At 67.3% G+C, this 26,961-nt stretch carries 17 protein-coding genes; 13 read left to right on the top strand and 4 right to left on the bottom strand.

What is annotated here, in order from left to right; genetic code table 11:
- Together AC1D2H_RS09190 and AC1D2H_RS09185 are read right to left on the bottom strand one after the other, a co-directional pair.
- Nucleotides 1-9,903 (bottom strand): hypothetical protein (locus AC1D2H_RS09190; protein WP_478010717.1); only part of this gene is annotated, 9,903 nt, incomplete at its 3' end.
- 408 nt (nucleotides 9,904-10,311) lie between these two features.
- Nucleotides 10,312-10,965, bottom strand: a complete 654-nt coding sequence (locus tag AC1D2H_RS09185; protein ID WP_478010716.1) for a GntR family transcriptional regulator — start codon at nucleotides 10,963-10,965, stop codon at nucleotides 10,312-10,314.
- Nucleotides 10,966-11,048: 83 nt separating this feature from the next.
- Here AC1D2H_RS09185 and scpA point away from each other — a divergent pair, with 83 nt between their 5' ends.
- From scpA to AC1D2H_RS09140, 9 genes are read left to right on the top strand one after another with little or no spacing between them, the layout of a single operon-like run.
- Nucleotides 11,049-13,235, top strand: a complete 2,187-nt coding sequence (scpA, locus tag AC1D2H_RS09180) for a methylmalonyl-CoA mutase (protein WP_478010715.1) — start codon at nucleotides 11,049-11,051, stop codon at nucleotides 13,233-13,235.
- Complete coding sequence (locus AC1D2H_RS09175) at nucleotides 13,235-13,660, top strand: GNAT family N-acetyltransferase (protein WP_477933980.1); 426 nt, start codon at nucleotides 13,235-13,237, stop codon at nucleotides 13,658-13,660. Before scpA ends, AC1D2H_RS09175 begins: the two co-directional genes overlap by 1 nt.
- On the top strand, nucleotides 13,657-14,622 hold the full coding sequence (gene meaB / locus AC1D2H_RS09170; RefSeq protein WP_478010714.1) for a methylmalonyl Co-A mutase-associated GTPase MeaB: 966 nt from the start codon (nucleotides 13,657-13,659) through the stop codon (nucleotides 14,620-14,622). The genes AC1D2H_RS09175 and meaB overlap by 4 nt, the downstream gene beginning before the upstream one ends.
- Nucleotides 14,619-15,014, top strand: a complete 396-nt coding sequence (locus AC1D2H_RS09165) for a VOC family protein (RefSeq protein WP_478010713.1) — start codon at nucleotides 14,619-14,621, stop codon at nucleotides 15,012-15,014. Before meaB ends, AC1D2H_RS09165 begins: the two co-directional genes overlap by 4 nt.
- A gap of 6 nt (nucleotides 15,015-15,020) precedes the next feature.
- The gene (locus tag AC1D2H_RS09160; protein ID WP_478010712.1) at nucleotides 15,021-16,553 is read left to right on the top strand and encodes an acyl-CoA carboxylase subunit beta; all 1,533 of its coding nucleotides are present in this window, start codon (nucleotides 15,021-15,023) and stop codon (nucleotides 16,551-16,553) included.
- A 7-nt stretch (nucleotides 16,554-16,560) separates the two neighbouring features.
- Nucleotides 16,561-17,253: a YwqG family protein gene (locus AC1D2H_RS09155; protein ID WP_478010711.1), complete on the top strand. Its 693-nt coding sequence runs from the start codon at nucleotides 16,561-16,563 to the stop codon at nucleotides 17,251-17,253.
- A 1-nt stretch (nucleotide 17,254) separates the two neighbouring features.
- Entirely contained in the window at nucleotides 17,255-17,545 is a 291-nt protein-coding gene (locus AC1D2H_RS09150; protein ID WP_478010710.1) for a helix-hairpin-helix domain-containing protein, read from the top strand.
- Between the two features lie 11 nt (nucleotides 17,546-17,556).
- A complete protein-coding gene (gene accC / locus AC1D2H_RS09145; RefSeq protein WP_478010709.1) occupies nucleotides 17,557-19,602 on the top strand; it encodes an acetyl-CoA carboxylase biotin carboxylase subunit in 2,046 nt (681 codons plus the stop codon).
- Nucleotides 19,602-20,066 (top strand): VOC family protein, encoded by a 465-nt coding sequence (locus tag AC1D2H_RS09140; protein ID WP_478010708.1) that lies wholly within the window; start codon nucleotides 19,602-19,604, stop codon nucleotides 20,064-20,066. Before accC ends, AC1D2H_RS09140 begins: the two co-directional genes overlap by 1 nt.
- Here AC1D2H_RS09140 and AC1D2H_RS09135 read toward each other — a convergent pair.
- On the bottom strand, nucleotides 20,047-20,817 hold the full coding sequence (locus tag AC1D2H_RS09135) for a substrate-binding periplasmic protein (protein ID WP_478010707.1): 771 nt from the start codon (nucleotides 20,815-20,817) through the stop codon (nucleotides 20,047-20,049). The genes AC1D2H_RS09140 and AC1D2H_RS09135 overlap by 20 nt on opposite strands.
- A 109-nt stretch (nucleotides 20,818-20,926) precedes the next feature.
- Nucleotides 20,927-22,159 (bottom strand): Yip1 family protein, encoded by a 1,233-nt coding sequence (locus AC1D2H_RS09130; RefSeq protein WP_478010706.1) that lies wholly within the window; start codon nucleotides 22,157-22,159, stop codon nucleotides 20,927-20,929.
- A 308-nt stretch (nucleotides 22,160-22,467) separates the two neighbouring features.
- Here AC1D2H_RS09130 and AC1D2H_RS09125 point away from each other — a divergent pair, with 308 nt between their 5' ends.
- The 4 genes from AC1D2H_RS09125 (at nucleotide 22,468) to leuD (ending at nucleotide 26,961) form a co-directional block, all read left to right on the top strand.
- Nucleotides 22,468-23,802 (top strand): hypothetical protein, encoded by a 1,335-nt coding sequence (locus AC1D2H_RS09125; RefSeq protein WP_478010705.1) that lies wholly within the window; start codon nucleotides 22,468-22,470, stop codon nucleotides 23,800-23,802.
- A gap of 84 nt (nucleotides 23,803-23,886) precedes the next feature.
- Nucleotides 23,887-24,780: a LysR family transcriptional regulator gene (locus AC1D2H_RS09120; protein WP_477934002.1), complete on the top strand. Its 894-nt coding sequence runs from the start codon at nucleotides 23,887-23,889 to the stop codon at nucleotides 24,778-24,780.
- Between the two features lie 112 nt (nucleotides 24,781-24,892).
- On the top strand, nucleotides 24,893-26,308 hold the full coding sequence (gene leuC, locus AC1D2H_RS09115) for a 3-isopropylmalate dehydratase large subunit (RefSeq protein WP_478010704.1): 1,416 nt from the start codon (nucleotides 24,893-24,895) through the stop codon (nucleotides 26,306-26,308).
- Nucleotides 26,309-26,313: 5 nt separating this feature from the next.
- The gene (leuD, locus tag AC1D2H_RS09110; RefSeq protein ID WP_478010703.1) at nucleotides 26,314-26,961 is read left to right on the top strand and encodes a 3-isopropylmalate dehydratase small subunit; all 648 of its coding nucleotides are present in this window, start codon (nucleotides 26,314-26,316) and stop codon (nucleotides 26,959-26,961) included.

Here is a 26,961-nt window from a genome sequence, read left to right as displayed (position 1 = left end):
GTCGTGGCTGTCGAGCTTGCCGTCGTGGTTGCTGTCCTGCTCGGCCATGGCCACATAGCCGTCCTTGGCGTGCTTGCCATTGGCCAGCACGGTGCCCATGCCGAAGAGCTCGCCGCCGTTGTTGATGAGGCCGTCGTGGTTGCGGTCCATCACCAGCAGGCCGTCGCCGCCGGCCACCCAGCCCACCTTGTGGCTCTGGCCGGTGCCCAGCAGGTCGAAGTTGACGCCCTGGGCCGCCGCCAGCGTGTTGACGCCATGGCCGTCCAGGTCCAGCACGATGGGCGTGACGTTGAAGTAGGCGTTCATCTGCGCCGCGCTCATCTCGCCGAAGGTCGTGCCTTGCAGCGCGTCGAGCTGGGCCATGCTCATGGCGGAGATGTCGCGGGTTTCAAGGCCCGAGATCTGGTCCGTCGTCAGGCTGTGGACCTGGTCCGTCGTCAGGGCCGCGGCCTGTGCCGTCGTCAGCGCCGTGATCTGCGTGGCCTTCAGCGTGCCGAACTGGTCGCTGGTGATGGCCTGGATCTGCGCATTGCTCATCGCGGCGACATGGGCCGTGGTCAGCGCGCGCAGGTCGTCGGTCTCCAGCGCCGCGACCTGGGCGTTCGTGAAGGCCTTGACCTGGTTGGTCGTCAGGGCCGCGAACTGGGCGCTCGTGAAGGCGTTCAGGTCATCGGTGGCCAGGTTGTTGATCTGGCCGGTCGTCAGCACCGAGACGCGGCTGCCCAGACCGGTCAGCTGGTCGGTCGTCAGCGCACCCAGCTGGGTGTTGGTGATGGCCTGCAGCGAGGCCGAGGTCAGCTTGGCCAGGTCGTCGGAATCGATGGCCACGATCTGGTCGGTGGACAGCGAATTCACCTGGGCCGTCGTCAGCACGGCGATCTGGGCCGAGCCCATGGCCGTCATGTCGCTGGCGTCCAGGCCCTTGATCTGGGCGGTGGTCAGCGACATCACCTGTGCCGTGCTCAGCGCCGCGACGTGCTCGGTCTGCAGCGAGGCGATCTGGTCGGAGTTCAGGCCGGACAGGGCCGCCGTCGTCACCGCGCGCAGGTCGGCCGTCTGCAGATTGGGCAGCTGGTCGGTCGTCAGCGCGCCGAACTGGGCCGAGCTCATCACCGCGTAATGCTGGGTGCCGAGGGCGGTCAGGTCGTCCGTCGTCAGATGCGACATCTGGCTGGCCGTCAGCGCCTGCACCTGGCCCGTGCTCATGCGCGAGAACTGGTCGGTCGTGAAGGCGTTCAGGTCGTCGCTGTTCATCGTCGACAGCTGGGCCGTCGTCAGCGAGTTGACCTGGGCCGAGGTCAGCGACTGCAGCTGGTCGCTGGTGAGGCCGTCCAGCTGGGTGCTGGACAGCGCACGCAGGGCCGTCGTGGTCAGGAAGCGGATGTCACCGGTCTCGATGGCGGCGAGTTGATCCGTGTTCAGCGCAAACGCCTGGGCCGAGCTCAGCACGGCGACCTGGGCGGTGCCCAGGGCCGTCATGTCGGCGGCCGTCAGGCCTTGCACCTGGACCGTCGTCAGCGAGCCGATCTGGGCGGTGCTGAGGCTGGACACCTCATCCGAAGTCAGGATGTTGATCTGGTCGGACGACAAGCCACGCAGCGCCGCGGTGGTGACGGCACGCAGGTCGGCCGTCTCCATCTTGGGCAGCTGGTCGGTCGTCAGCGAGCCGAACTGGCTGGAGTTCAGCGTCGCGAACTGGGCCGAGCCCATCGCGTTCAGGCTGTCCGAGGTCAGATTGCTCAGCTGGGCCGTCGTCAGCACGGCGACCTGGGCGGTGGAGAGCTTGTTGAACTGGTCGGACGTCAGGCTGTTGAGGTCGTCCGTGTTCAGCGTGCGGACCTGGTCGGTCGTCAGCGAGTTGATCTGGGCCGACGTGAGGGCGCGCAGCTGATCCGAAGTCAGGCCGTCGATCTGGGTGCTGGAGAGAGCACGCAGGGACGAGGTCGTCAGCGACTTCATGTCCGACGCGTCGATGGCCGACAGCTGATCGGTCGACAGGTTCTGGGCCTGGGCCGAGCTCAGCGCAGCGACCTGGCCCGTGGACAGGGCCGTCATGTCGGCGGCGGTCAGGCCCTTGACCTGGGCCGTCGTGAACGCGGCCACCTGGGCCGTGGACAGGCTGGACACCTCATCCGAGGTCAGGGACTGGACCTGGTCCGAGCTCAGGCCACGCAACGCATTGGTCGTGACCGCGCGCAGGTCGGCCGTCTCCAGCTTGGAGAGCTGGTCGGTCGTCAGCGCGGCGAACTGGCCGGAGTTCAGCGTCGCGAACTGGGCCGAGCCCATCGCGTTGAGGCTGTCGGTGGCCAGGTTGCTCAGCTGCGAGGTCGTCAGGGCCTGGATCTGGCCGGTCGACAGGCGCGCGATCTGGTCCGTGGTCAGCACGTTCAGGTCGTCGGTGTTGAGGCTGATGACCTGCGGGTTGGTGGTCAGCGCGTTCAGCTGGGTGCTGGTGAGGCCGCGCAGCTGGTCCGAGGTCAGGCCATCCAGCTGGGTGCTGGACAGGGCACGCAGGGCCGCCGTCGTCAGCGACTTCATGTCGGACGCGTCGATGGCCGACAACTGGTCGGTGCTCAGCGCCTGGACCTGGGTCGAGCTGAGCACGGCCACCTGGGCGGTGCCCAGGGCCGTCATGTCGGCAGCCGTCAGGCCCTTGACCTGGGCCGCGGACAGCGAGGCGATCTGGCCGGTGGACAGGCTGGCCACTTCATCGCTGGTCAGCGTCAGGATCTGGTCGGAGGACAGGCCGGCCAGGGCGGCCGTCGTGACGGCGCGCAGGTCGGCCGTCTCGAGCTTGGGCAGTTGGTCGGACGTCAGCGAAGAGAACTGGGCCGAGTTCAGCGTCGCGAACTGCGCCGAGCCGAGGGCGTTGAGGCTGTCCGTGCCCAGATGGCTGAGCTGGTTGGTCGTCAGCACCTGCACTTGCGCCGTCGACAGCTTGTTGAACTGGTCGGACGACAGGCTGTTCAGGTCGTCGGTGTTCAGCGTACGGACCTGGTCGGTGGTCAGGGCCGTGACCTGGCCGGAGCTCAGGGCGCGCAGCTGATCCGAGGTCAGGCCGTCCAGCTGGGTGCTGGACAGCGCACGCAGGGCGGCCGTGCTGATGAAACGCATGTCGCCGGTTTCGATGGCGGACAGCTGGTCGGTGTTCAGCGCCTGGGCCTGGGCCGAGCTGAGCACGCCGATCTGGGCCGTGCCCATGGCGGTCATGTCGGCGGCCGTCAGGCCTTGCACCTGGACCGTCGTCAGCGCGCCGATCTGGGCGGTGCTGAGGCTGGACACCTCATCGGAGGTCAGCGTGTTGATCTGGTCGGACGACAAGCCGCGCAGCGCCGCGGTGGTCACGGCACGCAGGTCGGCCGTCTCCATCTTGGGCAGCTGGTCGGTCGTCAGCGAAGCGAACTGCGTGGAGTTCAGCGTCGCGAACTGGGCCGAGCCCATGGCGTTGAGGTTGTCGGTGGCCAGGCTGCTCAGCTGGGCCGTCGTCAGCACCTGGACCTGAGCCGTGGAGAGCTTGTTGAACTGGTCGGACGTCAGGCTGTTGAGGTCGTCGGTGTTCAGCGTGCGGACCTGGTCGGTCGTCAGCGAGTTGATCTGGGCCGACGTGAGGGCGCGCAGCTGGTCCGACGTGAGGCCGTCGATCTGGGTGCTGGACAAGGCGCGCAGGGCCGCCGTCGTCAGCGACTTCATGTCGGCGGCGTCGATGGCGGACAGCTGGTCGGTGTTCAGCGCCGCGGCCTGCGCCGAGGTCAGCGCGGCCACCTGGGCGGTGCCCAGGGCCGTCATGTCGCCGGCCGTCAGGCCCTTGACCTGGGCCGTCGTCAGCGTGTTGATCTGTGCCGTCGACATCGACCCGACTTCATCGGACGTCAGCGACTGGACCTGGTCAGACGACAGGCCGCGCAGCGCATTGGTCGTGACGGCGCGCAGGTCGGCCGTCTCCATCTTGGAGAGCTGGTCGGTGGTCAGCGAACCGAACTGGCCGGAATTCAGCGTCGCGAACTGGGCCGAGCCCATCGCGTTGAGGCTGTCGGTGACGAGGTTGCTCAGCTGCGAGGTCGTCAGCGCCTGGACCTGGCCGGTCGACAGGCGCGCGATCTGGTCGGTGGTCAGCACGTTGAGGTCGTCCGTGCTGAGGCTGATGACCTGCGGCGCCGTGGTCAGCGCATTGAGCTGGGTGCTGGTGAGGGCACGCAGCTGGTCGCTGGTCAGGCCGTCGATCTGGGCGCTGGACAGGGCGCGCAGCGTGGCCGTCGTCATCGCCTTCATGTCGGCGGCATCGATGGCCGACAGCTGGTCGGTCGACAGGTTCTGGGCCTGGGCCGAGCTCAGCGCCGCCACCTGGGCGGTGCCCAGGGCCGTCATGTCGGCGGCGGTCAGGCCCTTGACCTGGGCCGTCGTCAGTGCGGCGATCTGGCCGGTGGTGAGGCTGGACACCTCGTCCGAGGTCAGGGACTGAACCTGGTCGGAGGACAGGCCGCGCAGCGCGCTGGTCGTGACCGAGCGCAGGTCGGCCGTCTCCATCTTGGAGAGCTGGTCGGTCGTCAGCGAGCCGAACTGGCTGGAGTTCAGCGTCGCGAACTGGGCCGAGCCCATCGCGTTGAGGCTGTCGGTGACGAGGTTGCTCAGCTGCGTCGTCGTCAGCGCCTGTACCTGCGAGGTCGACAGGCGCGCGATCTGGTCCGTCGTCAGGACGTTGAGGTCATCGGTGTTGAGGCTGATGACCTGCGGGTTGGTGGTCAGCGCATTCAGCTGGGTGCTGGTGAGGCCGCGCAGTTGGTCCGAGGTCAGGCCGTCCAGTTGGGTGCTGCTGAGGGCACGCAGCGTGGCCGTGGTCAGCGACTTCATGTCGGACGCGTCGATGGCCGACAACTGGTCGGTGCTCAGCGCCTGGGCCTGGGTCGAGTTCAGCACGCCGACCTGGCCCGTGGACAGGGCCGTCATGTCGCCGGCCGTCAGGCCCTTGACCTGGTTGGCCGACAGCGAGGCGATCTGGCCCGTCGACAGGCCGGCCACCTCGTCGGTGGTCAGCATCTGGATCTGGTCGGAGGACAGACCCGCCAGGGCGGCCGTGGTGACGGCGCGCAGGTCGGCCGTCTCCAGCTTGGGCAACTGATCCGAAGTCAGCGAAGCGAACTGGGCTGAATTCAGCGTCGCGAACTGGGCCGAGCCCAGGGCGTTGAGGCTGTCCGTGCCGAGGTGGCTGAGCTGGTTGGTCGTCAGCACCTGGATCTGGGCGGTGGACAGCTTGTTGAACTGGTCGGACGCGAGGCTGTTGAGGTCGTCCGTGTTCAGGGTGCGGACCTGGTCGGTCGTCAGCGAGGTGATCTGGCTGGACGACAGCGCACGCAGTTGGTCGCTGGTGAGGCCGTCCAACTGGGTGCTGGACAGGGCGCGCAGGGCGGCCGTGGTGATGAAGCGGATGTCGCCGGTCTCGATGGCGGCGAGCTGGTCGGTGTTCAGCGCTGCCGCCTGAGCCGAGCTCAGCACGGCAATCTGGGCGGTGCCCAGAGCCGTCATGTCGCCCGCCGTCAGGCCTTGCACCTGGCTGGTCGTCAGCGAGCCGATCTGGGCGGTGCTGAGGCTGGAGACCTCATCCGAAGTCAGCGTCAGGACCTGGTCCGAGGACAGGCCGCGCAGCGCGGCGGTGGTGACGGCGCGCAGGTCGGCCGTCTCCATCTTGGGCAGTTGGTCGCTGGTCAGCGAACCGAACTGGCTCGAGTTCAGCGTCGCGAACTGGGCCGAGCCCATGGCGTTGAGGTTGTCGGTGGCCAGGCTGCTCAGCTGGGCCGTCGTCAGCACGGCGACCTGGGCCGTGGAGAGCTTGTTGAACTGGTCGGACGTCAGGCTGTTGAGGTCGTCGGTGTTCAGCGTGCGGACCTGGTCGGTCGTCAGCGAGTTGATCTGGGCCGATGTGAGGGCGCGCAGCTGGTCCGAGGTCAGGCCGTCGAGCTGGGTGCTGGACAAGGCGCGCAGGGCCGCCGTCGTCAGCGACTTCATGTCGGCCGCGTCGATGGCCGACAGCTGGTCGGTCGACAGGTTCTGGGCCTGGGCCGAGCTCAGGGCCGCCACCTGGGCGGTGCCCAGGGCCGTCATGTCGGCGGCGGTCAGGCCCTTGACCTGGGCCGTCGTCAGCGCGGCGATCTGGCCGGTCGACAGGCTGGACACCTCATCCGAGGTCAGCGACTGGACTTGATCCGAGCTGAGGCCGCGCAGTGCATTGGTCGTGACCGAGCGCAGGTCGGCCGTCTCCATCTTGGAGAGTTGGTCGGTGGTCAGCGAACCGAACTGGCTGGAGTTCAGCGTCGCGAACTGGGCCGAGCCCATCGCGTTGAGGCTGTCGGTGACGAGGTTGCTCAGCTGCGTCGTCGTGAGCGCCTGGACCTGCGCCGTCGACAGGCGCGCGATCTGGTCCGTCGTCAGCACGTTGAGGTCGTCGGTGTTCAGGCCGACGATCTGCGGCGCGGTGGTCAGCGCGTTCAGCTGGGCGCTGGTGAGGGCGCGCAGTTGGTCGCTGGTCAGGCCGTCGATCTGGGTGCTGGACAGGGCGCGCAGGGCCGCCGTCGTCATGGACTTCATGTCGGCGGCATCGATGGCCGACAGCTGGTCGGTGCTCAGCGCCGCGGTTTGTACCGAGCTCAGCGCGGCCACCTGGCCGCTGCTCAGTGCGGTCATGTCGCCGGCCGTCAGGCCCTTGACCTGGGTGGCCGACAGCGAAGCGATCTGGCCGGTGGACAGGCTGCCCACTTCGTCGCTGGTCAGCGTCAGGATCTGGTCGGACGTCAGGCCGGCCAGGGCGGCCGTCGTGACGGCGCGCAGGTCGGCCGTCTCCAGCTTGGGCAGCTGGTCGGATGTCAGCGAACCGAACTGGGCCGAGGACAGCGTCGCGAACTGGGACGAGCCCATCGCGTTGAGGTTGTCCGTCGCCAGATGGCTGAGCTGGTTGGTCGTCAGGACCTGGACCTGGGCCGTGGACAGCTTGTTGAACTGGTCGGACGTCAGGCTGTTCAGGTCGTCGGTGTTCAGCGTGCTGACCTGGGCGGTGGTCAGCGAGTTGATCTGGCCGGAGGACAGGGCGCGCAGCTGGTCGGAGGTCAGGCCGTCGAGTTGGGTACTGGTCAGCGCGCGCAGGGCGGCGGTGCTGATGAAGCGGACGTCACCGGTCTCGATGGCGGCCAGCTGGTCGGTGTTCAGCGCCGCGGCTTGTACCGAGCTCAGCACGCCAACCTGGGCGGTGCCCAGGGCCGTCATGTCGCCGGCCGTCAGGCCTTGCACCTGGCTCGTCGTCAACGAACCGATCTGGGCGGTCGTGAGGCTGGACACCTCGTCGGAGCTCAGCGTCAGGATCTGGTCGGAAGACAGGCCACGCAGGGCTGCGGTGGTGACGGCGCGCAGGTCGGCCGTCTCCATCTTGGGCAACTGGTCGCTGGTCAGCGAACCGAATTGCGTGGACGACAGCGTCGCGAACTGGGCCGAGCCCATGGCGTTCAGGCTGTCGGTGGTCAGGTTGCTCAGCTGCGCCGTCGTCAGCACCGCGACCTGGGCCGTCGACAGCTTGTTGAACTGGTCCGACGTCAGGCTGTTCAGGTCGTCGGTGTTCAGCGTGCGGACCTGGTCCGTCGACAGCGCATTGATCTGGCTGGAGGACAGGGCGCGCAGCTGGTCGGAGGTCAGGCCGTCGAGCTGGGTGCTGGTCAAGCCACGCAGGGCGGCCGTGCTCAGCGACTTCATGTCGGCGGCTTCGATGGCCGACAGCTGATCGGTGTTCAGCGCGGACACCTGGGCCGAGCCGAGTGCGGCGATCTGGGCCGTGCCCAGGGCTGTCATGTCGCCGGCCGTCAGGCCTTGCACCTGGGCCGTCGTCAGCGAGCCGATCTGGGCGGTCGTGAGGCTGGACACCTCGTCGGAGCTCAGCGTCAGGATCTGGTCGGAAGACAGGCCACGCAGGGCCGCGGTGGTGACGGCGCGCAGGTCGGCCGTCTCCATCTTGGGCAGTTGGTCGCTGGTCAGCGAACCGAATTGCGTGGAACTCAGTGTCGCGAACTGGGACGAACCCATCGCGTTGAGGCTGTCCGTCGTCAGGTTGCTCAGCTGGGCCGTCGTCAGCACGGCGACCTGGGCGGTGGAGAGCTTGTTGAACTGGTCGGACGAGAAGCTGTTTAGGTCGTCCGTGTTCAGCGTGCGGATCTGGTCCGTCGTCAGCGCGTTGATCTGGCTGGAGGTCAGGGCGCGCAGCTGGTCGGAAGTCAGGCCGTCGAGCTGGGTGCTGGTCAGGCCGCGCAGGGCAGCCGTGCTCAGCGACTTCATGTCGGCCGCGTCGATGGCCGACAGCTGGTCGGTGTTCAGTGCGGACACCTGGGCCGAACCGAGAGCGGCGATCTGGGCCGTGCCCAGGGCCGTCATGTCGCCGGCCGTCAGGCCCTTGACCTGGGCCGTCGTCAGCGCGGCGATCTGGCCGGTCGTCAGGGCGCCGACCTCGTCGGAGGTCAGCGTCAGGATCTGGTCCGAGCTCAGGCCGCGCAGCGCATTGGTCGAGACGGCGCGCAGGTCGGCCGTCTCCATCGTCGGCAGCTGGTCAGACGTCAGCGCGCTGAACTGCGTGGAGTTCAGCGTCGCGAACTGGGACGAGCCCATCGCGTTGAGGCTGTCGCTCGTCAGATGGCTCAGCTGGGACGCCGTCAGCACGGCGACCTGGGCGGTGGAGAGCTTGTTGAACTGGTCGGACGTCAGGCTGTTCAGGTCGTCCGTGTTCAGCGTGCGGACCTGGTCGGTGGTCAGCGAGTTGATCTGGCCGGAGGACAGGGCGCGCAGCTGGTCGCTGGTCAGGCCGTCGAGCTGGGTGCTGGACAGCGCGCGCAGGGCGGCCGTCGTCAGCGACTTCATGTCGGCCGCGTCGATGGCCGACAGCTGGTCGGTCGACAGGTTCTGCACCTGGGCCGAGCTCAGCACGGCCACCTGGGCGGTGTCCAGTGCCGTCATGTCACCGGCGGTCAGGCCCTGGACCTGGGCCGTGGTCAGCGAGCCGATCTGGGCGGTGCTGAGGCTGGCGACCTCGTCGCTGGTCAGCGTCAGGATCTGGTCAGAGGAGAGGCCGCGCAGCGCGGCGGTGGTGACGGCGCGCAGGTCGGCCGTCTCCATCTTGGGCAGTTGGTCGCTGGTCAGCGAACCGATCTGGGTGGACGACAGCGAGGCGAACTGGGAAGAACCCATCGCGTTGAGGCTGTCCGTCGTCAGGTGGCTGAGCTGGGCCGTCGTCAGCGACAGCACCTGGGCGGTGGAGAACTTGTTGAACTGGTCCGACGTCAGCGTGTTGAGGTCGTCCGTGTTCAGGGTGCGGACCTGGTCGGTGGTCAGCGCGATGACCTGGCTGGACGACAGGCCGCGCAGCTGGTCGCTGGTCAGGCCGTCCAGCTGGGTGCTGCTCAGGGCGCGCAGCGCCGCGGTGGTGATGTAGCGGACGTCGCTCGCTTCCAGCGACGACAGTTGATCCGTCGAGAAGCCCTTGGCCTGGGCCGAGGTCAGCGCACCGACCTGGGCGGTCGTCAGGGCCACCATGTCGGCGGCGTTGAAGCCGCGCAACTGGGCGGTGCTGAGCTGCAGGATCTGGCCGGTGCTCAGGGCCTGCAACTGGTCGGTCGTCAGGACGCCGATCTGGTCGGAATTGAAGCCGCCGATGGCAGCGGTCGAGATGGCGCGCAGGTCTTCGGTCTGGAAGGACCGGAGCTGGTCGCTGCTCAAGACAGAAAGGCCGCTGGAGGTGATCACAGCGGCCTGCACGGTGGTCAGCGCGATCAGCTGGTCGGTGCTGAAGGCAGCCCAGTCCTCGGTCGTGAAGTCCCGGATCGTCGTCGTCGTCAGGCCGGGGATCTTCGAAACCGGAATAAAGGGGACGATGCTTGCCATGGTTTTTACCTGCTGTGCTGACGGCCACCGCCTCGTGAAAGGCGACGGCCTGCGTCGAATGGGGGCCTCGACGCGGGGCGCTATCTCGTTGTCTGCGGGGCCTGCCAGACCATCCCTGTCCGGCCCTGCAGCGGGCTGAATCCGGGAAAACCCGCCGTTCTCATGGCGGACTCGTATCCCTAGATTTCAAGTGCTTCGATCGGTTATCGGGACCCTTGGGCTTGACTTGAGGAACAAAGTCTCAAATCGGCCCTTGGGGCTCGAAATCTGGCCTGCCGCTCCCGGTCCGAACACTCAGACCGGGGGTGGTTTTCCCAGTAATCGCTATGCTAGTAAGCACTTAGCGAATTCACGAGCCGATAAGGGCGGGCTTTCGGTGGCAGTTCACGGCCGCCCCATTTGCTTTCGCTAGGCTGTCTGCGTCGCGCTCAGGCCGTTACAAAAATGGGCTTTGACCAGGGCCCGGCAGGCCGTCGCATCCCGCGACAGCAGCGCCTTCACGATGGCGCGGTGCTCGTCCAAAGACTCCGCCAGCCGTCCCTCCCGGAACAGCGAATGGTGGCGGTTGAGCTTCATCAGCCGGCGCAGGTCGCCCACGATCTGCAGCCGCCAGCGGTTGCCGTCGATCTCCAGCACGCGCAGGTGGAAGCGTTCATTGGCGGCGAAGAAGGCGTCCCGGTCGGGCAAAGCCTCTTCCAGGGCCCGATGCAGTTCGCCCAGCTCGTTCAGTTCGGCGTCGGTCGCCTGGGTGGCGATTTCGGCGGCGGCGTCACTTTCTAGAAGGGAAAGCAGTTGATAGGCTTCCCGCACGTCCCGCTCGCTCATCTCCGTCACATAGGCACCGCGGCGCAGCTTCATCGTCACCAGGCCTTCGGAGGCCAGCACCTTCAGCGCCTCGCGCATGGGTGTGCGGCTGATGCCCAGTTCGGCGCAGAGCTTGAGTTCATCAATCCAGGACCCAGGCTCCAACTCCCGCGCCAGGATCTGCTGGCGCAGCCGGTCGGCCACCTGCTCATACAGAGCGGAGGCGGCGAGGGGGGCGTGGTCGAGCGAACCGGGCATAGCGGCCGAGTGTAGCGATTCTGAATTCATAATTATGAATAATCGGTCGGCTAAGATGCTGGCCCAGTTACAGGAGAGTTTCGATGTCGGACGGCAGCCAGGATCACAGCAGCAGGGGGGACGCCCCGGAGTTCAAGACTGCCACGCTGGATCAGTGGGCCAAAGCTGCGGCCAAGTCGGCCCCCGGTGGGGACGTGGCTGCGCTGAACTGGGTCACGCCCGAGGGGCTGACGGTCAAGCCGCTCTACACCGCTGCCGACGTGGCGGATCTGCCGTACGCCGACACACTGCCCGGCTTCGAGCCCTTCCTGCGCGGCCCGCAGGCGACCATGTACGCCGCCCGGCCCTGGACCATCCGCCAGTACGCCGGCTTCTCCACCGCAGAGGAGAGCAACGCCTTCTATAGAAAAGCGCTCGCCGCCGGCGGCCAGGGCGTGTCGGTGGCCTTCGACCTCGCCACCCACCGCGGCTACGACAGCGACCACCCGCGCGTGACGGGCGACGTCGGCAAGGCCGGCGTGGCCATCGACTCGGTGGAGGACATGAAGATCCTGTTCGACGGCATCCCGCTGGACAAGGTATCGGTCTCCATGACCATGAACGGCGCCGTGTTGCCGGTGCTGGCCGGTTATGTGGTGGCGGCGGAAGAGCAGGGCGTGTCGCAGGACAAGCTGGCCGGGACCATCCAGAACGACATCCTCAAGGAGTTCATGGTCCGCAACACCTATATCTACCCGCCCGAGCCGTCGATGCGCATCGTCGGCGACATCATCGAATACACGGCGCGGGAGATGCCCAAGTTCAACTCCATCTCCATCTCCGGCTATCACATGCAGGAGGCGGGCGCCAACCAGGCGCTGGAGCTGGCCTTCACGCTGGCCGACGGCCAGGAGTATGTGAAGACGGCCATGGCCAAGGGCCTGAGCGTGGACGACTTCGCCCCGCGCCTGAGCTTCTTCTGGGCCATCGGGATGAACTTCTACCTCGAGATCGCCAAGATGCGTGCGGCGCGCCTCTTGTGGACCCGCATCATGAAGAGCTTCGGCGCGACCAGCCCCAAGAGCCTGATGCTGCGCACCCACTGCCAGACCTCGGGATGGAGCCTGACCGCCCAGGACCCGTACAACAACGTGGTGCGCACCACCATCGAAGCCATGGCCGCCGTCTTCGGCGGCACGCAGAGCCTGCACACCAACTCGCTGGATGAGGCCATCGCCCTGCCCACCGAGTTCAGCAGCCGCATCGCGCGCAACACCCAGCTCATCATCCAGGAAGAGACCCACATCACCAGCGTCGTCGACCCCTGGGCCGGCAGCTACATGATGGAGAAGCTCACCCAGGACATGGCCGACAAGGCCTGGGAGATCATCGAGGAGGTCAACGCCCAGGGCGGCATGATCAAGTCGGTGGACTCGGGCTGGGCCAAGCTGAAGATCGAGGCGAGTGCGGCCGAGAAGCAGGCGCGCATCGACTCCGGCCAGGACGTCATCGTCGGCGTCAACAAGTACAAGCTGGCCAAGGAAGATCCCATCGACATCCTGGACGTGGACAACGTCAAGGTGCGCGACGGCCAGATCGAGCGCCTGAACCGCATCAAGGCCGCGCGCGACACCGCCGCCGTGCAGGCCGCACTGGCCGCGCTGACCCAGGCCGCCGAGACGGGTGAAGGCAATCTGCTCGACCTCTCCATCAAGGCCGTGCGCCTGCGTGCGACGGTGGGCGAAGTCTCCGACGCGCTGGAAGCCGTCTTCGGCCGCCACCGCGCCGACACGCACAAGGTCAGCGGTGTCTACGCGGCCGCCTACGACTCGGCCGAAGGCTGGGCCAAGCTGCAGGCGGAGATCGCCGCCTTTGGTGACGATCAAGGCCGGCGTCCGCGCGTGATGATCGCCAAGCTGGGCCAGGACGGCCACGACCGCGGCGCCAAGGTCGTCGCGACCGCCTTTGCGGACCTGGGCTTCGACGTCGACATCGGCCCGCTGTTCCAGACCCCCGAGGAATGCGCCCGCCAGGCCATCGAGAACGACGTGCATGCGGTGGGCATCTCGACGCTGGCGGCCGGCCACAAGACGCTGGTGCCGGCCATCATTGCCGAGCTGAAGAAGCAGGGCGCGGACGACATCATCGTGTTCGTGGGCGGCGTGATTCCGGCCCAGGACTACGACATGCTGTACGCGGCGGGCGTGAAGGGCATCTACGGTCCGGGCACGCCCATCCCGGCCAGCGCCAAGGACGTGCTGGAGCAGATCCGCGCGCAGGTGACCGCCTGATGACACCGACGCTGGCGCCTGTCGCCGACGCCGACTTCGAGGCCATGCTCAGCATCCGCATGGAAGCGCTGCGCGAGAGCCTGGAGCGGCTCGGCCGCTTCAACCCCGAGGTGGCGCGGGCGCGGCTGAAGAGCCAGTTCCGGCCGGAGTGGATGCAGCACCTTGTGGTGGACGGAGAGCGCGTCGGCTATTTCACCGTCGAGCCGCGCGAGGGCGAACTGCGGCTGCATCACCTCTATCTGCGGCCCGCCGCGCAAGGGCAGGGCGTGGGCGCCTGGGTGCTCGACCAGATCAAGTCGCAAGGCCTGCCGATCACGCTGGCCGCGCTGCGCGAGAGCCGCGCCAACGATTTCTACCGTCGCCACGGCTTCCAGGTCGTCGAGGAGCAGGACTTCGACATCGAATACCGCTGGGAGGCTGCGTGAGCCTCGCGGCACCCTTGCAAGCCGGCGACCGCCGTGCGCTGGCCAAGGCCATCACGCTGATCGAGTCCACCCGGGCCGACCACCGCGAGCAGGCCGATGTGCTGCTGACCGCACTGATGCCTGCCACCGGCAGTGCGCTGCGCCTGGGCATCTCCGGCGTGCCGGGCGTCGGCAAGAGCACCTTCATCGAGGCCTTCGGCATGTTCCTGCTGGAGCGCGGCCACCGCGTGGCGGTGCTGACGGTGGACCCGTCCAGCACCTTGTCCGGCGGCGCCATCCTGGGCGACAAGACGCGCATGGAAAGGCTCTCCATGGACCAGCGCGCCTTCATCCGCCCCAGCCCGAGCAGTGGCACCCTGGGCGGCGTGGCCGAGAAGACGCGCGAGGCCATGCTGCTGTGCGAGGCGGCGGGCTATGACGTCGTCATCGTCGAGACCGTCGGCGTCGGCCAGAGCGAGACGGCCGTGGCCGGCATGACCGACCTCTATCTGCTGCTGCAACTGCCCAACGCGGGCGACGACCTGCAGGCGATCAAGAAGGGCGTCATGGAGCTGGCCGACCTCGTCGTCATCAACAAGGCCGACCTGGACGACGTGGCCGCCACGCGCGCGCAGGCCCAGATCACGTCCGCGCTGCGGCTGCTGCCCACGCATGCTCACGCCAACCATCGCGTCATGAAGGTCAGCGCGCTGAAGGCCGACGGCATCGCGCCGGTGTGGGAGGCGCTGACGGCCCTGCGCACGGCGAGTGAAGCCAGCGGCGCCTGGGCGGCCAAGCGCCGCGAGCAGTCGCTGGCGTGGATGTGGGCGCGCATCCAGTCGGGGTTGAAGCTGGCCTTCGTCACGCATCCCGGCGTACAAGCTCAACTCGACGCCGCCACCGCGGCCGTGCGCGAAGGCCGCACGCCGGCCTCCACCGCCGCGCGCCAGTTGCTGGCCGCCTTCAGGAACACTTCGTCATGATCACCGGCCTGCATCACATCAACCTGCGCGCACCGGCCGAGCTGCTGGCCACGCTGCGCGATTTCTATCGCGACGTGCTCGGTCTGGAGCAAGGCCCGCGGCCCGATTTCGGCAGCCCGGGCTATTGGCTTTATGCGGGCGGCCACCCGGTAGTCCACCTGTCCACGCAGAGGGCCGATGAGCCACTGCGCGGCCCGGTGAACCCTGCCGCGCCGACGACCTACGACCACACCGCCTTCTTTGGCACCGACCCGGTGGCCACCGCGGTGCACCTGCGCGAGTGCGGCGTGGCCTTCCACGAATCCCGCTCGCCCGTCACCGGCCAGCACCAGTTCTTCTTCCAAGATCCCGCCGGCAACGGCGTGGAGATCAATTTCCCGTTCGAGGGTTGAACCGACATGCAAGACATCCTGCAAGCACTCGAAGCCAAGCGCGCCCGTGCGCGGCTCGGCGGTGGCGAGAAGCGCATCGCCGCCCAGCACGCCAAGGGCAAGCTGACCGCCCGCGAACGGCTGGAGCTGCTGTTCGATGAAGGCAGCTTCGAGGAATGGGACATGTTCGTCGAGCACCGCTGCGTGGACTTCGGCATGCAGGACAACAAGATCCCCGGTGACGGCGTCGTGACCGGCTACGGCATGATCAACGGCCGCCTCGCCTTCGCCTTCAGCCAGGACTTCACCGTCTTCGGCGGCGCGCTGTCCGAGGCCCATGCGGAGAAGATCTGCAAGGTGATGGACCAGGCCATGAAGGTCGGCGCCCCGGTCATCGGCCTGAACGACTCGGGCGGTGCGCGAATCCAGGAAGGTGTCGCGTCGCTGGGGGGTTATGCCGACGTCTTCCAGAAGAACGTGATGGCCTCCGGCGTCATCCCGCAGATCAGCATGATCATGGGCCCCTGTGCCGGCGGCGCCGTCTACTCGCCGGCGATGACGGACTTCATCTTCATGGTGAAGGACAGCTCCTATATGTTCGTCACCGGCCCCGAGGTCGTGAAGACGGTGACGCACGAGGAAGTGACGGCCGAGGAACTGGGCGGCGCGACCACGCACAACAGCCGCAGCGGCGTGGCTGACCTGGCTTTCGAGAACGACGTCGAGGCACTGTTGATGCTGAGGCGCTTCTTCAACTACCTGCCGCTGTCCAACCGTGAGAAGGCGCCGTGCCGCCCGAGTGGTGACCCCGCCAGCCGGCTGGACATGTCGCTGGACACGCTGGTGCCCGACAACCCGAACAAGCCTTACGACATCAAGGAACTGATCCTCAAGGTCGTGGACGATGGCGACTTCTTCGAGCTGCAGCCCGACTACGCCAAGAACATCGTCACCGGCTTCGGCCGCATGGAAGGCCAGACGGTCGGCATCGTCGCCAACCAGCCGCTGGTGCTGGCCGGCTGCCTCGACATCAAGAGCAGCATCAAGGCCGCACGTTTCGTGCGCTTCTGCGATGCCTTCAACATCCCCGTCGTCACCTTCGTCGACGTGCCCGGCTTCATGCCCGGCACCTCGCAGGAGTACGGCGGCATCATCAAGCATGGCGCCAAGCTGCTGTACGCCTATGCCGAATGCACGGTGCCCAAGATCACCGTCATCACCCGCAAGGCCTATGGCGGCGCCTATGACGTGATGGCCTCCAAGCATCTGCGCGGTGACGTCAACTTCGCCTGGCCCAACGCCGAGATCGCCGTGATGGGCGCCAAGGGCGCGGTGGAAATCATCTTCCGCGAGGACAAGAAGGACCCGGCCAAGCTGGCCGAGCGTGAGGCCGAATACAAGGCCCGCTTCGCCAACCCCTTCGTGGCCGGCGCGCGCGGCTTCATCGACGACGTCATCCAGCCGCACGAGACGAGGAAGCGCATCTGCCGCAGCCTGTCGATGCTGAAGGACAAGAAGCTGGAGAACCCGTGGCGCAAGCACGGGAACATCCCGCTGTGAGCGCGCCATGATTGCCCACTACCCGCGATTGCGCGACGGTGCGGGCCCGGGCCTCGTGCCTAAATTCGGCGGCCTGCCCTGGGGGCTGCCGCAGCGCCTGTGGCCAGTCTGCGAAGAGTGCGGCGGCCTGATGAGCCATCTGGCTCAGTTGCCGCACGAGCCGCAGGCCATGCCCATCGGCGAAGGCCGCGTGTTGTTCATCTTCAAGTGCGAGGGTGACGACGTCTGCAGCTTTTGGGAGCACGACGGTGGCGCGAACGTCGTTTTGGAGATTCTCCGTGCGGAGCTTGGAGACGGCGCGATGACGCCGCCCGCTCACGACGGCCCGCCGCCCACGTTGCTGCGCGAGATCGGCATCGTTGGCTGGGACGCGAAGGACGACGGCGCACCGCCCGAGCTGGAAGCGGCGTTCTATAGCTACGGCGCGTTTGACGACCTGCCCGGCGACATCGCGCATCCGCACGATTGGGCGAGCGCCTGGCGAACGAAGAGCGGTGGTGTGCCTTACTGGACGGCGAACGGCGCTCAGGCACAGCCCGACATTCCGCCCGGCCGCCTGCTGCTTCAGATCGACAACTGGCTTGAGCTTGAAGGCGGCGACACCGCCGAGATTGCGAACTTGTGTTCCGACGGAACGGCATACGTGTTCGTTGACCGGGCGACGGTTCCTCCCACTTATTCGATGTTCATCAACCGCTGATATGGGTAAGGCCAACTGCGCCGCCGAAGCGCGCCAACTCACCGACATCCCCAACATCGGCAAGGCCATGGCCGCCGATCTCGTCCAGCTGGGCCTGCCCACGCCCGCGCATGTGAAGGCCATGGACCCCTTCAAGACCTATGACCGTCTGCGCGACGCCCAGGGCCGTCTGCACGATCCCTGCGTGCTGGACACCTTCATGGCCGCCCACGACTTCATGAACGGCGGGCCCGCCCAGCCGTGGTGGCACTTCACCGGGCAGCGCAAGAAGCTGCTGGGCAAGACGAAATAACGAGGTACTGCATGTTCACGAAGATCCTGATTGCGAACCGTGGCGAGATCGCTTGCCGCGTGATTGCCACGGCAAGGAAGATGGGCATCGCCACCGTCGCCGTGTATTCGGAAGCCGACAAGGATGCCCGCCATGTCGAGCTGGCCGACGAGGCCGTGCTGCTCGGCCCGGCGCCGTCACGCGAGAGCTACCTCGTCGCCGACAAGATCATTGCCGCCTGCAAGCAGACCGGCGCGCAGGCGCTGCACCCCGGCTATGGCTTCCTGTCCGAGAACGAAGACTTCGCCCGGCGCTGCGAGGAGGAGGGCATCGTCTTCATCGGGCCCAAGCACTACAGCATCGCGGCGATGGGCGACAAGATCGCTTCCAAGAAGCTGGCCAACGAGGCCAGCGTCAGCACCATTCCCGGCCACAACGAACCCATCCTGTCGGCGGAAGAGGCGGTAGAGATCGCCAAGCGCATCGGCTACCCCGTCATGATCAAGGCCAGCGCCGGCGGCGGCGGCAAGGGCCTGCGGGTGGCCTTCAACGACAAGGAATGCTTCGAGGGCTTCACGTCCTGCCGCAACGAGGCGCGCAACAGCTTCGGCGACGACCGCGTCTTCATGGAGAAGTTCGTCGAGCAGCCGCGCCACATCGAGATCCAGGTGCTCGGCGACTCGCAAGGCAACGTCGTCTATCTGCACGAGCGCGAGTGCTCCATCCAGCGCCGCCACCAGAAGGTCATCGAGGAAGCGCCGTCGCCCTTTATCAGCGAGGCCACGCGCAAGGCCATGGGCGAGCAGGCCGTCGCCCTGGCCAAGGCCGTGAAGTACCAGAGTGCCGGCACGGTGGAGTTCGTCGTCGGCAAGGACCAGGACTTCTATTTCCTGGAGATGAATACCCGGCTGCAGGTCGAGCACCCGGTCACCGAGTGCATCACCGGCCTGGACCTCGTCGAGCAGATGATCCGCGTCGCCGCCGGCGAGCCGTTGTCGTTCACGCAGGACCAGATCAGGCGCGATGGCTGGGCCATCGAATGCCGCATCAACGCGGAAGACCCGTTCCGCAACTTCCTGCCCTCCACCGGCCGCCTGGTGCGCTATCAGCCGCCGGAAACGAGCATGGCGCAGGCCGAGCCGGAGCGCTTCGGCGTGCGCGTGGACACCGGCGTCTACGAGGGCGGCGAGATCCCGATGTTCTATGACTCGATGATCGCCAAGCTCATCGTGCACGGGAAGGACCGTGCCGAGGCTATCGCCAAGATGCGCGAGGCGCTGAACGGCTTCGTCATCCGCGGCGTGTCCAGCAACATCCCCTTCCAGGCGGCCCTGCTGGCTCATCCGGACTTCGCGACCGGCAACTTCAACACCGGCTTCATCGCCCAGCATTACGCCGGCGGCTTCAAGGCCGAGGACGTGCCGCACGCCGACCCGCTCTTCCTGGTCGCGCTGGCCGGCTTCATCCGCCGCAAGGCGCGCGAGCGCGAGGCCGGCATCAGTGGCCAGCTGCGCGGCCACGAGGTGCAGATCGAGCATGACTATGTTGCCGTCGTGAACCTCGGCGGTGGTCGCAGCGAGCAGCATGCGATGCATATCAGTGAGTTCGGCGGTGCTCTCGGCGAGGCGCGTGTGCAGGTGGGCGGCAAGGACTACCGGATCGTGTCGCGCTCGCGGCTGAACGATGTACGCATCACCGGCACCGTGAACGGCGAGCCCTTCACCGCCCAGGCCGAGCGCGGCGCGGCCAAGAATCCGCTGGCCTACCGCATCCAGCACGGCGGCCTCTCCATCGAGCTGACGGTGCTGAGCCCGCGCGCCGCCGATTTGCAGGCACTGATGCCCTACAAGGCGCCGCCGGACACGAGCAAGTTCCTGTTGTCGCCGATGCCGGGCCTGCTCGTGCACCTCGCCGCGCAGGTGGGCCAGACCGTGCAGGCCGGCGAACGCCTGGCCGTCATCGAGGCGATGAAGATGGAGAACATCCTCAACGCGTCGCAGGACGTGACGGTGGCCGAGGTGCTGGCCAAGCCGGGCGAGAGCCTGGCGGTGGACCAGCCCATCCTGAGGTTCGCGTGATGAGCAGCAAGCCTTACAGGATCCTTGGCATCCAGCAGATCGCCATCGGCGGCCCCGACAAGCAGGCGCTGCGCCGCCTGTGGGTGGACGTGCTGGGTCTGAGCGTGACCGGCAACTTCGTCTCCGAGCGCGAGAACGTGGACGAGGACATCTGCGCCATCGGCAGCGGGCCGCACAAGGTCGAGGTGGACCTGATGCAGCCGCTGGATCCCGACAAGAAGCCCGCCGTGCACACCACGCCGCTGAACCACGTGGGTCTGTGGGTGGATGATCTGGCCAAGGCGTTCGAGTGGATGAGCGCCCATGGCGTGCGCTTCGCGCCGGGCGGCATCCGCAAGGGCGCCGCCGGCTACGACATCTGCTTCATCCACCCCAAGAGCAACGACGAGTTCCCCATTGGTGGCGAAGGCGTGCTGATCGAGCTGGTGCAGGCGCCGCCCGAGGTCATCGCGGCGCTGGGCTGAGCTTTTCTTCCAGGCCGTAGCGGCGCTGCAGGGCGGCCAGCGCGGGTTGCTCGTCGCGCAGGAAGCGGTTGAACTGGGCGATCAGCCCGGCATGCCGGATGCTTGAGAGCCGGTAGTGGTAGGCGTAGGGCGTGGGCAGCAGCGTCGCAGAGGGCAGGAGAGCCTCGGGCTGCCCCAACTGCTTGAGCTGGTACAGCGCCACCGGCAGGGCCAGTTGCACGCCGTCGACGCGGCCGGCCAGGGCCATGCGCATCAGCCGCGAAGGGTCGCCGGCTTCGGTCAGCGTCAGGCTGCCGGCCTGCACGAGGGGCAGGAAGCGCTTGGGCGTGTAGCCGCGCACGATGCCAAGGTTGTGCACCGGCTGGTCGCGCTTGGCCGCAGGCACCATGACCACGTCCTGGAACGGCACGGCGGGCTCCGAATAGAAGAGCGTGCGACCGCGCTTGGCTTCGGCCTCCCAGCTCTGGTTGTCGGGAAAGACGCCATCCAGGCGGTCGGCCACATGCTCGGCCGTCAGCCGCTTGGTGGGCAAGCTGACGTAGTTGAAGCTGTGCCCGTGGCGGCGGGCGAAGAGGTCGAGCATCTCGCGCACATAGCCGCGGAACTCGCCATTGCCGCCGCTGCTCATGATGGGGGCGTAATCGACGTCCTCGACACCGATGACGAAGCGGTCGGCCTGCGCCGGATGCATGGCCGCGAGAAGCAGCGGGGTTGTGAGGAGGTTCGCGAGCCAGGCCGGCTGTCGTCGCATGGATGCAGGGGGTCGGCGGGGATGCGGCATCGTCGCACAGGCTTGGGCGCGGCGAGGGCGTGCCGATCGAGCCGCGGTCATCGCGGCGCTGGCTGAGCGGTGGCTGCGCTCAGCCGGGCTGGCGCGGCGTGCTGGCGAGCTTGTTGAGGTCGACGCTGCCGATGGCACTGCGCAGCTGTTCGATGCCGACCTGGTCGCCCTTGGCCTCGACGATGACGCCATTGGGCAGCAGCACCGTCAACTCGGCGTGCGAGCCATCCTTTCGATACTCCTCGCGCACCGTGCGGTCGCCCTGCTTGAACACGCGTTCGATGCGGCCATCGGTCTCCTTGTCGAGCGTCATATTGGCCCAACCGGCCAGGCCGGCCATGCCGGCGAGGCTGCCCATGTCGGTGATGTCCAGGCCGAAGGACTTGTCGCCATTGCCGTAGCGGGCCTTGGCAGAGGACGAGTTGAAGCCCATCGCGCCGCCACTCTGGGCCTCGACGCTGGTGCGCTTGAAGTCGCCGAAATTCTCGGGCAGCAGCGCCTTCAGATCGGCGGCCGGCATCGGCTTGCCGCCCCCGGTGGCACCGCTCACCGCGCCCATCATCTCGCCGAGCGCCTTGCCGGCAGCGGCGCTGTCACCCTTGGCCTGGGCCTCCTCCATGCGTTTGCCCAGGGCCTCCATGCGCTTGGCGGCCGCCTCCATCTTGCTGGTGTCCAGGGTGACGTCGCCATTCGGGCCCTTGATCGTCACCGCGCCGCCACCGGGATGCCCGCCGCCCCAGCTGCCGACGCCGACCACCGCGGTGGTCACCGCACCCACCACCAGCCCCGCCACGATGCCCACCACCACGATCACAGCGGTGTAGCCGGCGGACTTCTCCGGCGGGTTGCGCATCAGCACCGGCAGCCCGAGGTAGATAAGGTAGATGGAGTAGAGCCCGCAAAGCAGGCCCAGCACGCCCAGCGAGGGCAGCAGCTGGAACACCCCACCGACAAAGCCGGCCGTGCAGCCATAGGCCACCAGCTTGAGCGCGGCCAGGGGATCGGGCGTGCCGCCGAACGTGGGCGCCAGTGCATTCACCAGCAGCGACAGCAGATAGACCATGCCCAGCGACAGCGCATAGCTCACCACCATATGCACCAGGCCACTCAGGAAAGGCATGCGGTAGCTGACGCCGAAGGCGCCTACCCCCACCACCGACAAGCCGATGAAGGCCGCCACCGCCGGTATCGCCGCCAGGATGAGCAGCCATTCCTTGTACAGGGACTGCACCGTGGCGGCCTCCTGGGCGATCTGCGGCCAGGTTTCCTTGGGCTTGAGCAGGATGTCTTGGATGCGCTGGACAAGATTCATTGCGTTCTCCGGGTGAGATGACCCATCGTAGAAGCCGCCCCTCTGCGTCACACATGGGGCTTTCATGAAGCGCCTCGCGGCGCCGCGTCTTTGGCGTTGGCGAAGCCGCGCTTCCCGAATCACCGCTTCTGCGAAACCGTACCCGCCCGTAACCTGCGCAGCAGCAAAACTTGCGCGTGCCGCGCTGGGCTCACCGGCCCGTGGCACACCGGAAGGCGGGGAGGCCACAAGCCGCTTCGCGAGTTCGGTCGCAAGGCTTTGCCCGCGCTCGGGGCCAGAATCGGCGCCTTCGTCCGACAAGCCGCCCGATGCGCCCCTTCCTTTTCCTGCTGGCCCTGCTGCCGACGCTCGCCCAGGCCTGGGGCAATCACACCCCCATGTGCTACCGCGCCTTCGAGCGCATGCCCGAGGTCGCGAATGCCGCGGCCGTGAAGGCCGAACCCCTGGTCGATTTCCTGCGCGACCAGGAGGTGGCCATCAGGCGTGCACTCGATGCGCAAGAGGCCTGGGCCCGTGAGCGTCTGAAAAACCACGCGCCCCGTCCGGACTTGCTGCGCTTTGTCGCCGACGCCAAACGCAGCGACGTCGAACGCCGCACCGCTTTCCTGCGCGCTCTGCGCCTCTCGCCGCAATCCAAGCTGGCGCTGTATCTGCAGGTTGATCCGCGCGATGTCGAATCAACACTGCCGCCCATCGACGCCGCCCTTGTCACCGCTGTGAAGCCGGGCGCGGGTGCCACGCAGCGCTTCGTGGCGCTGCAACCCGGCGAGGCTGTTGCGCCGCTGGCCGTGCTGGCCTCGGCCTGTGACGAACCCGACTACGGTCACGACCTCAACCTGTTCGACGACAACCCCGGCCGACCGACGCCAGGTTACGGCTTCGGCAAGCAGCCCTTCGGTAACGCGGCCGTCGCCATCGGTTCGCAGGCGCCTTTCCACATGGGCTTCTTCCATCAGGGCGGCGTCTTCAACACGCTGGCGCCGAGCTTCGCCCGCACCTTCGCCGAACTGCGCGTGCAGCAGTACAGCGGCTTGGCCGTGCTGGCCTGGCAGACTGGGCACGCCTACTGGGGCTGGCGCTTCGCCGGCATGGCCCTGCACCATGTCGAAGACCTGACCCAGCCCTATCACGCCAGCGCGGCGCCGGGCGCGACGCTGGGCCACATGATGTGGGTCAACTTCAAGGCCCAGGTCGGCGCGCCGGCGGACCGGCAGGGCCTGGTCGTGCTGCAGGGCAACCGCCATTTCGTGCTCGAGCAGTTCCAGACGCGCTGGATCATCGAGGCCGCGCGCCAGCGCCGCGATGGGCCGCTGGAGCTGGCCCTGCGTGACGCGGCCCGCGACGCGCGCTACCCGGCGTGGGACTTCGGCTATGTGCGTGACGTCGTCGCCGCAGAGGCTTTCGCGGCCGGCCCGGCCACCGACGCGGCCGTCGTCGTCGGCGCACTGGCGAAATTCGTCACTGACCCCAATTTCGACTTCGCCGCCAACGAGGCCCAGCTCGGGCCGGAGCTCGCGCGGGACCTGCAGGGCCAGCGTGAAGCCCTGCAGGGCCAGATTGCCGAACTGCTGGGCCATTTCGGTGCGCACAGCCGCAACGCCCTGCGCGGCATGCTGAAACAGGCCGGGCCGGCGGCACGCTGAGCTTCGCAAAGGACGAAACAAAAGTCGTTTTCTGGCGCAGAATCTCCTTCTTCACGAAGGCTATGCTCGAGTTGGACGATCACCATGCGCCACGACCTCACCACACTCAATCTCGTGCTCGCCATCGAGCAGACCCGCTCGATCACCCGCGGCGCCGCCCAGGAACACCTGGCGCTGGCGGCTGCCAGCAAGCGCCTGTCCGACCTGGAAAGCCGCCTCGGCGTGCAGCTCTTCGAGCGGCGCGCCCGGGGCGTCGAGCCCACCGAAGCGGGCCGTGCACTGGTGCGTCACATCCGTTCGCTGCACGCCTCCCTCTATGCCCTCGAAACCGAGGTCATGGAGTTTTCGCGCGGCATCAAGGGCCATCTGCGCATTGCCGCCAACAGCAGCGCCATCACCGAGGCGTTGCCGCCCCATCTGGTGGGCTTCTCGCAGGCGCACTCGCAGATCCGCATCAGCATGGAAGACCTGACCAGCGCCGAGGTGCAAGCCGCGGTGGCTGAAGGGCGCGCGGACGTCGGCGTCTTCACGCCGCCGCTGGTGGACAACCGCCTGCAGACCTGGGTGGTCGGCCACGGCCGCCTGGCTGCCCTCGTGCCGCTGAAGCACCCCTTGAGCACGCGCGAGGAAGTCACCTTCGACGACCTGCTGGCCTATGACCTCATCGGCCTGCATGCCGGCGCCAGCGCCCAGGAGCTGATGCGCGAACAGGCCGCGGCGCGTGGCAAGACGCTGAATGCGCGCTGGCAGGTGCGCGGCTTCGACGCCATCGCCCAGCTCGTCGAGGCGGGCCTCGGCGTGGCCGTGCTGCCCGAGCAGCCGGCCGAGCGCTTCACCCGCGTCTTCGGTGTGCGCTGCCTGCGCCTTGAAGAGCCCTGGGCCGAGCGCGAATATGTATTGGGTGTGTTGCGCCAGCAGCGTCTGCCCACCGTGGTGCAACGCTTCGTGGACACCTTGATTCCTCGAGACAAGCAATGATTCCATTTCACGCCGTTCACGGCGCGTGCCGGGCCGAGCGCCGGGCCGCTCCCCAGCCGGCCCGTATCCCCCCGGGGGATCGGCTGGTGTACTCGCCAGACGAGGGGCAGACATGACCACCTCTAGAACGCTTTACGACAAGCTCTGGGATGAGCATGTCGTGCACACCGAGCCCGATGGCACGGCGCTGCTCTACATCGACCGCCACCTCGTCCATGAGGTGACCAGCCCCCAGGCCTTCGAAGGCCTGGACCTGGCCAGCCGCAAGGTCTGGCGCCTGAGCGCGAATCTCGCCGTCAGCGACCACAACGTGCCGACGACGGACCGCAGCCAGGGCATCGCCGACCCGATCTCGCGCCTGCAGGTCGACACGCTGGACGCCAACTGCGACCGCGTCGGCATCACGCAGTTCAAGATGAACGACAAGCGCCAGGGCATCGTGCATGTCATCGGCCCGGAGCAGGGCGCCACGCTGCCCGGCATGACGGTCGTCTGCGGCGACAGCCACACGTCCACGCACGGCGCGTTTGGCGCGCTGGCGCATGGCATCGGCACCAGCGAGGTCGAGCATGTGCTGGCCACGCAGACGCTGTCGGCCAAGAAGGCTAAGAACCTGCTCGTCAAGGTCGAAGGTCAATGCCCCAAGGGCGTTGGTGCCAAGGACATCGTGCTGGCCATCATCGGCAAGATCGGCACTGCCGGCGGCAATGGCTACACCATCGAATTCGCGGGCGCGGCCATCCGCTCGCTGTCGATGGAAGGTCGCATGACCGTCTGCAACATGGCCATCGAAGCCGGCGCCCGCGCCGGCCTGATCGGCGTGGACGAGACGACCATCCAGTACGTGCGTGGCCGCCCCTTCTCGCCGCAGGGCGTGGAGTGGGATCAGGCCGTCGCCTACTGGCGCACGCTGCATTCCGACCCCGGCGCGCATTTCGACAAGGTTGTTGAGCTCGACGCTGCACAGATCCGCCCGCAAGTCAGCTGGGGTACCTCGCCCGAGATGGTGCTGGCCATCGACGAGCGCGTGCCCGACCCCGACAAGGAAAGGGACGCCGTCAAGCGCGGCGCCATCGAGCGCGCGCTGACCTATATGGCGCTGGAACCCAACAAGGCCATCAGCGACATCCATGTCGACAAGGTCTTCATCGGCTCCTGCACCAACAGCCGCATCGAGGACATGCGCGAGGCCGCGGCCGTCGTGCGCCGCGTGGGTGGGCGCCTGGCCAAGAACATCAAGCTGGCCCTGGTCGTGCCGGGCTCCGGCCTCGTCAAGGCGCAGGCCGAGGCCGAAGGCCTGGACCAGGTCTTCAAGGCCGCCGGCTTTGAATGGCGCGAGCCGGGTTGCTCCATGTGCCTGGCGATGAACGCCGATCGGCTGGAGCCGGGCGAGCGCTGCGCCTCCACCAGCAACCGCAACTTCGAAGGCCGCCAGGGCGCGGGTGGCCGCACCCACCTCGTCAGCCCGGCGATGGCCGCCGCGGCCGCGATGACCGGTCACTTTGTCGACGTCCGCACATTGAGCTGAGAGTCATGGACAAGTTCACCATCCACAAGGGCCTGGTCGCGCCCATGGACCGCGACAACGTCGACACCGACGCCATCATCCCCAAGCAGTTCCTGAAGTCGATCAAGCGCAGCGGCTTCGGCCCCAATCTGTTCGACGAGTGGCGCTACCTGGACCACGGCGAGCCCGGCCAGGACCCGGCCAGCCGCAAGCCCAACCCCGACTTCGTGCTGAACCTGCCGCGCTATGCCGGTGCCAGCGTGCTGGTCGCGCGCAGCAACTTTGGCTGCGGCTCCAGCCGCGAGCACGCGCCCTGGGCGCTGCAGCAGTACGGCTTCCGCGCCATCCTGGCGCCGAGCTTCGCCGACATCTTCTTCAACAACTGCTTCAAGAACGGCCTGCTGCCCATCGTGTTGCCAGAGAGCGCCATCGCTCGCCTGTTCGATGAGGTCTATGCCTTCCCGGGCTATCAGCTCGTCGTCGACCTGCCGCGCCAGGTCGTCGTCAAGCCCGACGGAGCCGAACTGCCCTTCGACATCGAGCCCTTCCGCAAGGAATGCCTGATCGGCGGTCTCGACGAGATCGGCCTGACGCTGCAGCACACCGACAAGATCCGCGCCTATGAGGCTGCCCGCATTGCTGCGAAGCCTTGGCTCAATAACCGAGTGATTTGA

The organism is Roseateles sp. P1_C1_2 (assembly GCF_056406535.1).
Note: the sequence above shows the minus strand (reverse complement) of the source record. Positions and strands in the feature narration are given on the sequence as shown.